Consider the following 12,658-nt stretch of genomic DNA (forward strand, 5'->3'; position numbering starts at 1 on the left):
TTCACCTTCCTGCCGGCAGGACGCGCCGCTGCGTTCCGTGATCCCTTTCATGGTTTTATTTCACCCCTTCAGGTCTACTTTTTGAGTTAAAAATAGATATGTAGGGTGCGTATGTTCCTGACATGGGGTGTAAAGAGGTATATAGGTGATCTACAAATCGATAGCCGAGCGGCTGCGTCTGCGGCTGAATTCCTCGGATTACAACGTCGGTAGTCCCTTACCGGGCGAAAAAACGCTGGCGCAGGAGTTTGGCGTAGCGCGAATGACCATTCGCAAAGCGGTTGATCTGCTGGTGGTGTGGGGGCTGGTGGTGCGCCGTCACGGCAGCGGAACCTTTGTGGCGCGCAAAGATGTACATCATGAAACTACCAACCTGACGGGGCTGGTAGAAGTGCTGCGCCAGCAAGGGAAAGAGGTACACAGCAAAGTGCTGCTGTTTGAAGTGATGCCTGCGCCACCGGCGATAGCCAGCCAGTTGCGCATCCAAATCAATGAGCGCATCTACTTCTCGCGCCGCGTGCGTTATGTCGAAGGCAAACCGCTGATGCTGGAAGATAGCTATATGCCGGTGAAACTGTTCCGTACGCTCTCGCTGGCGCACCTTGAAGGGTCAAAGTTCGATTACATCGAAAAGGAGTGCGGAATAACGATCAGCGGCAACTACGAAAGCCTGACGCCGGTGCTGGCAGATAAGCAACTGGCGCAAATATTGAACATTCAGGAGCAAACGCCGCTGCTGCGTATCACCTCCCTTTCCTACAGCGACAGCGGCGAGTTCCTTAACTACTCGGTGATGTTCCGTAACACCCGCGATTACCAGGTGGATTACCATTTGCGGCGTATCCACCCGGAAACGCCATTAGCCCATTCCCCAGAAGATCACCGCCAGTAATTGCGGCGTGATAATGCGCAAAAACATCACCAGCGGATAGACCGTGGCATAGGCGAGCGCCGCCGCGCCGCTGGTGGGGTGCAACGCGTTAGCAAAGGCCAGCGCGGGCGGATCGGTCATCGACCCGGCTAACATGCCGCATAAGGTCAGATAGTTCATCTTCGCCAGCATCCGCGCCAGCAAGCCGACAGTTATCAGCGGAACGGCAGTAATGAAAATGCCGTAGCACATCCATTTCACCCCATCGCCGTGGGTCAGAGTAGCGATGAAATCCCCGCCGGATTTCAGCCCAACCACCGCCAGAAACAGCACGATACCCAGTTCCCGCAGCGCCAGGTTGGCGCTGGGCGGCATAAACCAGTACAACTTGCCAATGGTACCAATGCGCCCAAGGATCAGCGCCATAATCAGCGGCCCACCGGCCAGACCTAATTTTAGCGCCGCAGGAAAACCGGGAATAAACAGCGGGATCGACCCTAACAATACGCCGAGACCAATACCGATAAACACTGGCAGCATCTGCACCTGTTGCAGTTTATGTTGCGCATTACCCACTTCATTGGCGACGGCTTCAATCGCCGATGGTCGCCCGACCAGATTAAGAATATCGCCGAATTGCAGGCTGGCGTCGCTGCTCGCCACCAGTTCAACCCCGGCGCGGTTAAGCCGTGAAATCACCACGTCATAGCGCTCTTTAAAGTGCAGGTCGCGAATCTTTTTCCCCAGCACTTTTTCGTTGGTCACCACCACGCGCTCCACTCGCAAATCCGTACCGCGCGTGGATAACGAGACATCAACTTCCTGACCGATAACCAGTTGAGCGTTATGCAGATCTTTAGGTAATCCCACCAGATGCAGCAAATCGCCGGCTTCAATCAGCGTACCGGGCGCAGGCACCATCAACAACTCACCGCGTTTTAAGCGCGAGCAGATGATTTTATCGCTGTTGAGGATCGGCACGTCCTGAATCGCCATCTTGTTGAGATTCGGGTTTTCGACGCGAATATTGATGGTGCGAATCAGCGATGTGCCGTTACTGAGCGTGGCGTCGTGCTTACGCGCTTCCTCATCCACATTGACGCGAAACAGCACACGCAATAACCACATGCTGAGCAAAATGCCGCAGATACCGAACGGATAGGCCATCGCGTAGCTCATCCCCATCTGATCCAGCACCGGGCCTGCAATGCCCAAATCACGCAGGATTTGTTGCCCCGCGCCAAGTGCTGGCGTGTTGGTTACCGCGCCGGAGAAAATCCCCAGCACCACCGGCAACGGAATGGCGAACAGCTTATACAGAATGGCGGTGACAAGGCCGCCGAGAAGCACTATCAGAATAGCGAACAGATTCAGCCGCAGGCCGGAGACACGTAACGAGGCGAAGAACCCGGGGCCGACCTGAATGCCGATGGTATAAACAAACAGGATCAGGCCGAACTCCTGCACAAATAACAACATTGGGCTACTCAATGGAATGCCCAGTTGATCAACAAAGTGGCCGACGATTATCCCACCGAACAGCACACCACCAATGCCAAACCCGACGCCACGAATCTTCAGGTTGCCTATCCATAACCCGACGACAGCAACGAGTGCCAGAACGCTTACGGTTAATGCGATATCACTCATGATCGTTTCCCTGTACATGATGACTACAGGAATATTGGCAGAAGCTGTAATAACTGTATGGGTGATGCTGCACAAAGTGCAGGGATTTTCTCTGCTTCGTGATGTGGCGAAAAGTGCACCAGCAAACGACGGTTGCCCCGAATCAAAGCAGTGCTGTTCGCCTGTCTGACCGCTTCAGGATTGATTCAAACCCTATGCCTGCTAAGCATCAATGCAATCCCAGCCGCAACAATAGGTTATGGCATAGTTAATGCAAAAGACCACTTTTGTTAACAACAGGGTGGCAGAATGACAAATACAACATTGACCAACGTGGTGGTAGCAAGCCCGAAAAAGTGGATGCAACTGGCGCTGGGCCTGGTGTGCATGGTTTCTATTTCCAGCCCGCAGTATGTCTGGGCGCTACTGACGCGACCGTTTATGGAAAAACTGCACGTGCCCCTGGCGGAAATCCAGCTCACTTTTTCGCTGCTGATTATTCTGCAAACCTTCTTCTCCCCCTTTCAGGGGCGGTTAATTGATAAGTTTGGCCCGCGGCGGCTGATTGCCATCGGCACGGTGTTGAGCGGCGTAAGCTGGATGCTGACCGCCACCATCAGCAGCCTGACGGAACTCTATCTCTATTACGGCGTACTGGGCGGCCTTGGCACCGGCATTGTTTATATCGGCGTGGTTGGCCTGATGGTGCGATGGTTCCCGGAAAAACGCGGATTTGCCACAGGGATGGTGGCGGCGGGCTACGGTATGGGCGCGATCCTGACAACTTTCCCGGTGACACAATCGCTGGCTGCCAAAGGGCTGGAGAATACACTGTGGCAATTTGGCCTGCTGATGGCGTTCATCGGGTTTATCGCCAGTCAGGGGCTACGGGCGCCGCACAGCATTCCAACAGAAGAAATTACCAGCAACCTGAAGATGAGCGATAAAAGCGTCGCGCCGAAAGAGATGCTGCGAAAACCGCTGTTCTGGTTGATGTTTGCGATGATGACCATGATGTCTACCTCAGGGCTGATGGTGACGTCGCAGATGGCCATTTTCGCTGAGGATTTCGGCATCACTGCCGTAACGGTAATGGGGATGGCGGCGCTGCCGCTGGCAATGACCATTGACCGTTTTATGAATGGGCTGACGCGCCCGGTGTGCGGTTATATTTCTGACCGGATTGGCCGGGAAAACATGATGTTTATCGCTTTTGGCCTGGAAGGCTGCGCTATGGCGCTGTGGCTGCTATGCAAAGACGATCCGCTGCTGTTTGTTCTGCTTTCCGGGGTGGTATTTTTCGGCTGGGGCGAGATTTTCTCCCTGTTTCCCGCCACGCTCACCGACACCTTCGGTACGCAGCATGCCACCGCGAATTACGGCTGGCTCTATATATCTCAGGGGATTGGTTCGATTTTCGGCGGCCCGCTGGCCGCGCTGCTGTATCAGCAAACCGGTAGCTGGGATCTGGTATTTGGCTGCGCCATTACGCTGGATATTCTCTGTGCGCTGTTGGCGTTTTTTGTGCTGAAACCCTGGCGCCACCGCTTCTTGCAGGGCGTGCGGGCATAAACAAAAAAGGCCCCGCATGCGGAGCCTTTTCGTTACTGACCGTTAGCTGTTTAACGCCGGGCGATTGCTGATGGCAATGCGCTGAGGCGCGGCGCTTTCCGGCACGTTACGCAGCAGATCGATATGCAGCAGGCCGTTGGTGAAGGTCGCACCGGAGACCTCCATATAGTCGGCCAGCGTAAAGCTCAGGCTAAACGGCTGGATCACCAGCCCCTGATGCAGCCATTTCGGCTCGTTGGCCGGTTTTTCCGGCGTACCTTTAACGGTTAAGCGCCCGTTTTCCAGCTGGATATCCAGCTCTTCCTGGCGGAAACCAGCCAGCGCGAGAGTAATGCGGTAGTGATTGTCGTCGCCCTTCTCAATGTTGTAGGGCGGAAACGCCTGTTGCTCACTGGTGCTTTGCAGGGCGTTGGCCAGTTTGTCAAAGCCGATCCATTGACGCAGCAGCGGGGATAAATCGTAGTTACGCATTGTGTTTCTCCTTCTAAGAAGCGAGTGAATACCTGCGAGCGCGTAAGCTCACATATGCTCCCTGTCGGCGAGCATGTCTGGGACGGGCCGCCAGCCGCGACCCTGGATAATTAGTTAATTTCGATACGACGCGGTTTTTTCTCTTCCGGGATCACGCGTTCTAAATCGACATACAGCAGGCCGTTGACCAGATTGGCGCCCTTCACGTGGATATTTTCCGCCAACTGGAATTTACGCTCGAAGTTACGTTCGGCGATGCCCTGATAGAGGTAAGTGCGCTCTTTTTGTTCGTCGGTATGGGCACCTTTCACCACCAGCAGGTTGTCCTGCGCGGTGATTTCCAGCTCGCTTTCCGCGAAACCGGCCACAGCAATAGCGATGCGATAGTGGTTTTCATCCACTAACTCGACGTTGTACGGAGGATAACCGCCATTGCTCTGGTTCTGGTTGTTTTCCAGCAGGTTAAACAGACGGTCAAAACCAATGGCTGAACGATAAAGCGGGGAAAGATCGAAGTTACGCATAGTTAAAGCTCCTGAAATCAGCGAGATTTTTATGCCTTCCACCATGGACAGGCAACTAACGTAGCCGAACACCCTTCCGGCATGTTCCCGGGCTACATTCCTAAAATGTGGTTGAAGGAGAGGTTTTCAAGCCCGCAATTCGGACTTTTTTTTGCACTTTCTGGCACAACGCATAGACTGGGGTAGCAGCACAAAAAGTTAAAGTGCGAATGCCGCCACAGAGCGGAGCTCGAATGCTGTCGCTTTCTCGTTCGGGAGGCTATAACCCCCTGGATAGCATTCAAACGATAAACAACGATGACAAATCGAAAATGAAAACGATTCTGATAGTTTCTGCATTGCTCAGCGGGATGGTGTTGTCGGGGTGTTCAAGCGTGATGTCGCATACTGGCGGCAAAGAGGGGACGTACCCCGGCACACGCGCCAGTTCGGCGATGCTGTCTGATGATGACACCGGCATCGGCACGAAATCACTGGTGGTGCTGGATATGCCCTTTACCGCCATCCTGGATACGCTATTGCTGCCGTGGGATCTTTTCCGCCGCGATAGTTCTCTCAAATCGCGGGTGGAACAAAGCGAGAAAGCCTCGCTTGCAACCGATTCGGTGATCCCCCCCGCGCCCATGCCGGCACATTAAATTACCTGCCGGTTTCCGTCATCCATAGCTGGCGGAAACCGCCCACCTCTTCCATCCAGGCAATCTGCTTACCATCCGGTGAAAACACGACCGCATCTGCCGACGGGGGATTTGCATGATCGGCGCTCAAAAAAGTGATATCGCCATGCTGTGCGTCGCACATCGCAATACGGTTTTCCAGCACAAATCCCAGCGCTTTGCCGGAAGGATGCCAGTTAAAAGCTGACTGAATTCCGTGAGTTGTATGCGTTAACTGGCGCGGTTCGCCGCCGTCCGGGCTTATCAGCCACAATTGCACGATGCCATCGTCGTCGCGCATCAGAAACGCGATTGCCGTGGCTTGCGGATTGCTGCGCACCCAGTGACGCGGCACATTCACTAATCCTGGATAGCGGCGGTGATGGGTAAACGTCAGGCGTTTTTGCATCACACCTTTTGGCGGTGCGGGCAGGGTTTGTTCGCTGCCCGCTAATGGCGCATCGCCCGGCGTTTTCCAGCCCTGTTCATTGCCGGGAAGCGCAACAATAAACAGCTCCGGCACTTTTTCACCGCTGAGCGACAAGGTATCGCCGATAAACGCCAGCCGCTGATTGCCCACCCAACCCTCTTCATACGCGCGGTTGATCTCATCGCTACCCGGTTGTGGCACGGGCGTCGTGCGGCTAACCAAAACACTCCAGTGGCTTCCACCATATTCGCGTGGATGCGTGCAAGGCGGCGTAACCGGGCCAAACGGCACCGCGACACCGACATTGCGTAAATCCAGAGCCGGATCGCGCTCGTGCAATACATGGTCGTTATACGTGAAGCTCACAAACTTGCCATTCGGGCTGAACACATGCACATGTGTGCCGCCGCGTAATGCACCGGGCGTGTAAGGCGCAGTAATGTCCAGCGCATCAAGATTACGGGCGATACCGTTTGCCAACACCACGCCGCGCCGATGGTGAAAATCATACTGCCAGCTGGCGTCCGGGTTTTCCGGACCGTGGATAAAGACATACTCTTGCGCCCGAGGGTTCACCGTCACCACCCCGACATGCGCACCGTGTGTTGCGGTATACAGCACCTCAACGTCACCGTTGCGCACATTGACCCGTTCAATAGTTTTACCAGTAAACGATGCGCCAGAGGGGCGAACATCAAATACCAGCCACTGGCTGTCCGCCGTCCAGGTGTTGATATTGGTAAGTTGATGATTGCGCGGAGCAAAGGTGAGCTGTTTCATGAAAAAACCCTGAAGCCATAATGTCGCTTCAGGGTATAGCAATGGGCGGGATTCGCCTACTCTGCACTTCACGGTCACTTCACAGACTCGGTATAGCCTTCCTCCCTTAACACAGGAGGAAATGATGCAGCATTTTGACGTGGCAATAATCGGGCTGGGGCCAGCGGGGGCAGCGCTGGCGCGGCAGTTAGCCGGGAACCTGAGCGTTATCGCGCTGGATAAAAAGCAGCAGCAGGGCAATAGCGGCTTTAAAAAACCGTGCGGTGGGCTGCTGGCACCCGATGCGCAGCGGGCGTTTATCCGTGCAGGTATTACGCTTCCGGTGCAGGTGATGGCCGATCCGCAGATTTTTAGCGTGCGTACGGTCGATGTGCAAAGTGGCCTTACGCGAAACTACCAGCGCAGTTACCTGAATATCGATCGCCATGCGTTTGATTTGTGGATGAAATCGTTGATTCCCCCCTCGGTCAATGTTTACCACGATGCGCTGTGCCGAAAAATCTGGCGCGAAAACGATCTCTGGCATCTGGCATTTTGCGCCGAAGGCGCGGAATCCACCGTGACATGCCGTTATCTGGTGGGCGCAGACGGCGCAAACTCAATGGTGCGGCGGGTTATTTACCCTGCGCATGACATTCGTAAATATGTCGCGCTGCAACAATGGTTTAAAGACCAGCACCCGCAGCCGTTCTATTCCTGCGTTTTCGATAACGCGACCACCGATTGTTATGCATGGAGCATCAGTAAAGAGGGCTATTTTATTTTTGGCGGTGCGTTTGCGTTGAAAAACAGCCGTGAAAATTTTGAGGCGCTGAAAACGCGGCTTGAGACGTTCAATTTTCGCTTCGGCGAGGTGGTGAAAAGCGAAAAATGTACCGTTCTGTGCCCGTCGCGCTGGGGCGATTTTGTTTGTGGGGAAGATAATGCATTTTTGATTGGTGAAGCGGCCGGTTTTATCAGCGCCAGCTCGCTCGAAGGCATCAGTTACGCGTTGGATAGCGCCGAAATACTCAGCGGCGTGCTTTGCAATGCGCCGGATAATGCGAATAACGTCTATCGCCAAAAAACGCGGCGATTACGCATAAAACTGCTGGGAAAAATCATTAAAAATCGCGTTCTTACCACACCGTGGTTACGCAAATGGATCATGAAAAGCGGCGTTGCGCATATCCCGCTGACCGCAGAAAAACCAACAACAGCGGCAAGGGCGTAGCGCCCTTGCGCATGTTACGGCCTAGTTCAGCGCAAATTTCTCGATCGCGTAGGCAACACCGTCTTCCAGGTTCGATTTGGTGACGAAATTCGCCGCCTCTTTTACCGCCGGAATGGCGTTATCCATCGCCACGCCCACGCCGGCATATTCAATCATCGCGATGTCATTTTCCTGATCGCCAATCGCCATGATCTCCTCTTGTTTGATATTCAGCGCATCGGCCAGCGATTTGACGCCGGTGCCTTTGTTGACGCGTTTATCAAGGATTTCAAGGAAATACGGTGCGCTCTTCAGTACGGTATATTTCTCTTTCACTTCCTGCGGAATACGGGCAATGGCCTGATCAAGAATGGTTGGCTCATCAATCATCATCACTTTCAGCAACTGGATTGCCGGATCCATTTTCTCGGCTTCGCAGAACACCAGCGGAATGGTGGCGACGTAAGATTCATGCACGGTGTAGTAGCTGATGTCACGGTTAGCGGTGTAGAGCGTATTGCGATCCAGCGCATGAAAGTGAGAACCCACTTCACGGGAGAGTTTTTCCAGATAGCGATAATCATCATAGCTCAGCGCAGTTTGCGCGACGGTGCTGCCATCGCTGGCATTCTGTACCAGTGCGCCGTTATAGGTAATGCAATAATCGCCTTCCCGTTCCATATGCAGCTCTTTCATGTAGCTGTGTACGCCCGCATATGGCCGGCCAGTGGTCAGCACCACGTTAATACCGCGTTCGCGCGCAGCGGCGATCGCGTTTTTAACCGCGGGAGAGATGGTGTGGTCCGGCAGCAGCAGCGTGCCGTCCATATCGATTGCAATAAGTTTGATAGCCATGAGATCCCCAGATGAGATATTTCCAGGCTCATGCTAACGCGATTCCGCTCAAAAAACAGCACGGAGAAAGCGGGAAAAGGGGGATGGAAACGGGGCGGGAAGTGCCTCTTTTAAATTTTCCCCTCTCCGGATGGAGAGGGGAAACAGCGGATCAGATATCGATATTCGCCGCTTTCAGGGCGTTTTCTTCGATAAAGGCGCGGCGCGGTTCAACCGCATCGCCCATCAACGTGGTGAACAGCTGGTCTGCGGCAATCGCATCTTTGACGGTCACGCGCAGCATACGGCGGCTGTCCGGATCCATAGTGGTTTCCCACAGCTGATCCGGGTTCATTTCACCCAGACCTTTATAACGCTGGATAGCGAGACCACGGCGGGACTCTTTCACCAGCCAGTCCAGCGCCTGCTCGAAGCTGGCAACCGGCTGACGGCGCTCGCCACGTTCGATAAAGGCGTCTTCTTCAATCAGACCACGCAGCTTTTCGCCCAACGCGCAGAGACGACGGTATTCGCCACCGATAATAAACTCATTATCCAGCGGATAATCCGTGTCGACGCCGTGAGTACGCACGCGAATAATCGGCTCAAAGTGGTTCAGCTCGCTATTAACACGCACATCGTACTTCCACTGGCTACCGTGCTGCTCTTTTTCGTTGAGCTCAGTGACCAGGGCATTAACCCAGCGAGTCACTTTCTGTTCGTCGGAAAGGTCGGCTTCGGCCAGCGTCGGCTGATACACCAGCTCTTTCAGCAGCGCGCGCGGGAAACGGCGCTCCATGCGACCAATCATTTTCTGCACCGCGTTGTATTCAGCGACCAGTTTTTCCAGCGGCTCACCGGCTAACGCAGGTGCGCTGGCGTTGGTGTGCAGGGTGGCGCCATCAAGGGCGATTGCGATCTGGTACTGATCCATCGCTTCATCATCTTTGATGTACTGCTCCTGCTTGCCTTTTTTCACTTTGTACAGCGGCGGCTGCGCAATGTAGACATGGCCGCGCTCAACGATTTCCGGCATCTGACGGTAGAAGAAGGTCAGCAGCAGGGTACGGATGTGCGAACCATCGACGTCCGCATCGGTCATGATAATGATGCTGTGATAACGCAATTTATCCGGATTGTACTCATCGCGGCCGATGCCGCAGCCCAGCGCCGTGATAAGCGTCGCCACTTCCTGCGAAGAGAGCATCTTGTCGAAACGCGCCTTCTCAACGTTCAGGATTTTGCCTTTCAGCGGCAGAATCGCCTGGTTTTTACGGTTACGACCCTGCTTCGCAGAACCGCCCGCGGAGTCCCCTTCCACCAGGTAGAGTTCGGACAGCGCCGGATCACGCTCCTGGCAATCCGCCAGTTTGCCCGGCAGACCGGCAAGATCCAGCGCGCCTTTACGGCGGGTCATTTCACGCGCTTTACGCGCCGCTTCACGCGCACGCGCCGCATCGATAATTTTGCCGACCACGATTTTCGCGTCGGACGGGTTTTCCAGCAGATATTCACTGAGTAGTTCGTTCATCTGCTGTTCTACCGCCGATTTCACCTCAGAAGAGACCAGTTTATCTTTGGTCTGCGAGGAGAATTTCGGGTCCGGCACTTTTACAGAGACGACCGCAATCAGGCCTTCACGGGCATCATCGCCGGTAGCGCTGACTTTGGCTTTCTTGCTGTAGCCCTCTTTATCCATGTAGGCGTTCAGCGTACGGGTCATCGCCGCACGGAAACCTGCAAGGTGAGTACCGCCATCGCGTTGCGGAATGTTGTTAGTAAAGCAGTAGATGTTTTCCTGGAAACCATCGTTCCACTGCAGCGCAACTTCGACGCCGATACCGTCTTTTTCGGTGGAGAAATAGAAGATATTCGGGTGGATCGGCGTTTTGTTCTTGTTGAGGTATTCAACAAACGCCTTGATGCCACCTTCATAGTGGAAGTGATCTTCTTTACCGTCGCGCTTGTCACGCAGGCGGATAGACACACCAGAGTTCAGGAATGACAGCTCACGCAGGCGCTTCGCCAGAATCTCATATTCGAATTCGGTAACATTGGTGAAAGTTTCATAGCTCGGCCAGAAACGCACCATCGTCCCGGTTTTTTCGGTGTCACCGGTAACCGCCAGCGGTGCCTGCGGAACGCCGTGCTCATAAATCTGGCGGTGAACTTTGTTATCGCGCTGGATAACCAGCTCCAGTTTCTGCGACAGGGCGTTAACCACGGAAACACCCACGCCGTGCAGGCCGCCGGAAACTTTATAGGAGTTATCGTCAAACTTACCGCCTGCGTGCAAAACGGTCATGATCACTTCCGCTGCGGAAACCCCCTCTTCCGGGTGAATACCGGTCGGTATACCACGGCCATCATCCTGTACGGAGACAGAGTTATCGCTATGGATCGTGACGATAATGTCTTTACAGTACCCTGCGAGCGCTTCGTCGATAGCGTTATCTACCACCTCGAATACCATGTGGTGCAGACCGGTGCCGTCATCCGTATCGCCGATATACATACCCGGGCGCTTACGCACCGCATCCAGCCCTTTCAGGACTTTGATACTGGAGGAGTCATAAGAATTCGACATCAACGTTTCTCGCTCATTTAATCTTGGGTTAATCCGTTATTTTACCCTTTTCCACGGTGAACATCTTCGAATTTTTGTCCGACATGTCCATCACGTGATCAGCGCTGATAGCGCTGACGAAAACCTGCGACTGCGTAGCTTTTAAGCGGCTGGCTAACAGCCCGCGCTTCGCGTCATCAAGTTCTGAGGCAAAATCATCTATCAGGTATAAACAGCGTCGTCCGCTCTCGCGCGTTAAAAACTCGCCCTGCGCCAGACGCAGCGCGCACATCAGGAGTTTTAGCTGCCCGCGCGACAGCGTGTCTTCTACCGGCGCGCCGTCCGCACGAATGCGGAAATCCGCCTTGTGCGGGCCGTGCGCGGTGTAGGTCAGCATGCGGTCGCGCTCAAAATTGCGCTCCAGCACGTCGCCGTAGTCCGTCTCTTTCTCCCAGCCACGCTGAAAAGAGAACGTCAGGGAAAACTCCGGCAAAAATTGTTGGCAGGTATCCGCCATATCTTCAGCGATAGCGGTGCTGTACTCCGCACGCCAGCGACTGATTTGCTCGGCCAGCGGGATAAGTTCTTTGTCCCACGGACGAAGCTGCGCGTAGTGGCTCACCTGGCGCAACGCGGCGTTACGCTGTTTCAGCAGACGTTTGAGATTGCTCCAGGCGGTGAAAAAACCGGTTTCGTTGTGAAAGCATCCCCAGTCGAGGAACGCTCTTCGGTATTTGGGGCCGCCGTTGAGTAAAGTAAACCCCTCCGGCGTGATCAGCTGCATCGGCATCAGCAGCGCCAGCTCCGCGACTTTATGCCCGTCGGTGCCGTCAATGCGCACTTTGCTGTCGCCGAGCTTGTCTTTGGTCAGGCCAATCGCCGTTTCCCGCTCTTCGCCCTGTAAACGTCCGTGCAGAACAAAAGATTCCTGCTCATGACGGATCACACGGCCGATTTGCAAACTGCGAAACGCCCGCCCATGACCGAGCGTATAGATCGCTTCCAGCACGCTGGTTTTGCCGCTGCCGTTCGCACCGACCAGGAAATTAAAGCCAGGGGAGAGCGCGAGATCCGCATTCTCGATGTTACGGAAGTCTTTAATAAGAAGGCGGGTCAGTGACATAGTTCAGAGC

The 12,658-nt window shown here is 54.5% G+C and carries 11 protein-coding genes and 1 other annotated feature; of the genes, 4 read left to right on the top strand and 7 right to left on the bottom strand.

The features are described from left to right. Window positions 1-145 precede the first annotated feature (145 nt). Entirely contained in the window at window positions 146-892 is a 747-nt protein-coding gene (locus RT644_RS22605; protein ID WP_020455836.1) for a GntR family transcriptional regulator, read from the top strand. Here RT644_RS22605 and RT644_RS22610 read toward each other — a convergent pair. Then, window positions 860-2,521: a putative transporter gene (locus tag RT644_RS22610; RefSeq protein WP_020455837.1), complete on the bottom strand. Its 1,662-nt coding sequence runs from the start codon at window positions 2,519-2,521 to the stop codon at window positions 860-862. The genes RT644_RS22605 and RT644_RS22610 overlap by 33 nt on opposite strands. A gap of 288 nt (window positions 2,522-2,809) precedes the next feature. Here RT644_RS22610 and oxlT point away from each other — a divergent pair, with 288 nt between their 5' ends. Further along, on the top strand, window positions 2,810-4,072 hold the full coding sequence (oxlT, locus tag RT644_RS22615) for an oxalate/formate MFS antiporter (RefSeq protein WP_313628216.1): 1,263 nt from the start codon (window positions 2,810-2,812) through the stop codon (window positions 4,070-4,072). Between the two features lie 42 nt (window positions 4,073-4,114). Here the strand turns inward: oxlT and ibpB are convergent, their stop codons facing one another. Next, the gene (gene ibpB / locus RT644_RS22620; RefSeq protein WP_017458081.1) at window positions 4,115-4,543 is read right to left on the bottom strand and encodes a small heat shock chaperone IbpB; all 429 of its coding nucleotides are present in this window, start codon (window positions 4,541-4,543) and stop codon (window positions 4,115-4,117) included. A 110-nt stretch (window positions 4,544-4,653) separates the two neighbouring features. After that, entirely contained in the window at window positions 4,654-5,067 is a 414-nt protein-coding gene (gene ibpA, locus RT644_RS22625; protein ID WP_020455839.1) for a small heat shock chaperone IbpA, read from the bottom strand. Further along, window positions 5,061-5,136: a sequence feature (ROSE (Repression Of Heat Shock gene Expression) occurs in the 5'-region of heat shock genes and acts as an RNA thermometer to modulate expression.), on the bottom strand. Its footprint overlaps the gene before it by 7 nt. Window positions 5,137-5,378: 242 nt before the next feature. On the opposite strand from ibpA, the gene RT644_RS22630 reads away from it, so the two are divergent. Further along, window positions 5,379-5,705 (top strand): YceK/YidQ family lipoprotein, encoded by a 327-nt coding sequence (locus tag RT644_RS22630; protein WP_044489763.1) that lies wholly within the window; start codon window positions 5,379-5,381, stop codon window positions 5,703-5,705. A 1-nt stretch (window position 5,706) separates the two neighbouring features. Here the strand turns inward: RT644_RS22630 and RT644_RS22635 are convergent, their stop codons facing one another. Continuing rightward, complete coding sequence (locus RT644_RS22635; protein ID WP_313628218.1) at window positions 5,707-6,933, bottom strand: DUF3748 domain-containing protein; 1,227 nt, start codon at window positions 6,931-6,933, stop codon at window positions 5,707-5,709. Window positions 6,934-7,057: 124 nt separating this feature from the next. Between RT644_RS22635 and RT644_RS22640 the strand changes: the two genes are divergently transcribed. Further along, window positions 7,058-8,146: an FAD-binding protein gene (locus tag RT644_RS22640; protein WP_313628253.1), complete on the top strand. Its 1,089-nt coding sequence runs from the start codon at window positions 7,058-7,060 to the stop codon at window positions 8,144-8,146. 21 nt (window positions 8,147-8,167) lie between these two features. Here RT644_RS22640 and yidA read toward each other — a convergent pair whose 3' ends face one another. The 3 genes from yidA to recF all read right to left on the bottom strand — a co-directional run bounded on the left by yidA (window position 8,168) and on the right by recF (window position 12,648). Further along, entirely contained in the window at window positions 8,168-8,980 is an 813-nt protein-coding gene (gene yidA / locus RT644_RS22645; RefSeq protein WP_097407247.1) for a sugar-phosphatase, read from the bottom strand. Between the two features lie 151 nt (window positions 8,981-9,131). Beyond that, entirely contained in the window at window positions 9,132-11,546 is a 2,415-nt protein-coding gene (gyrB, locus tag RT644_RS22650) for a DNA topoisomerase (ATP-hydrolyzing) subunit B (RefSeq protein WP_020455844.1), read from the bottom strand. Window positions 11,547-11,574: 28 nt separating this feature from the next. Continuing rightward, window positions 11,575-12,648 carry a DNA replication/repair protein RecF gene (recF, locus tag RT644_RS22655; RefSeq protein ID WP_017458074.1) on the bottom strand — a complete coding sequence of 358 codons (1,074 nt, stop codon included), beginning with the start codon at window positions 12,646-12,648 and terminating at the stop codon, window positions 11,575-11,577. Window positions 12,649-12,658 lie beyond the last annotated feature (10 nt).

The sequence above is a fragment of the Kosakonia sp. genome (genome assembly GCF_032104925.1).
GTDB lineage: Bacteria > Pseudomonadota > Gammaproteobacteria > Enterobacterales > Enterobacteriaceae > Kosakonia.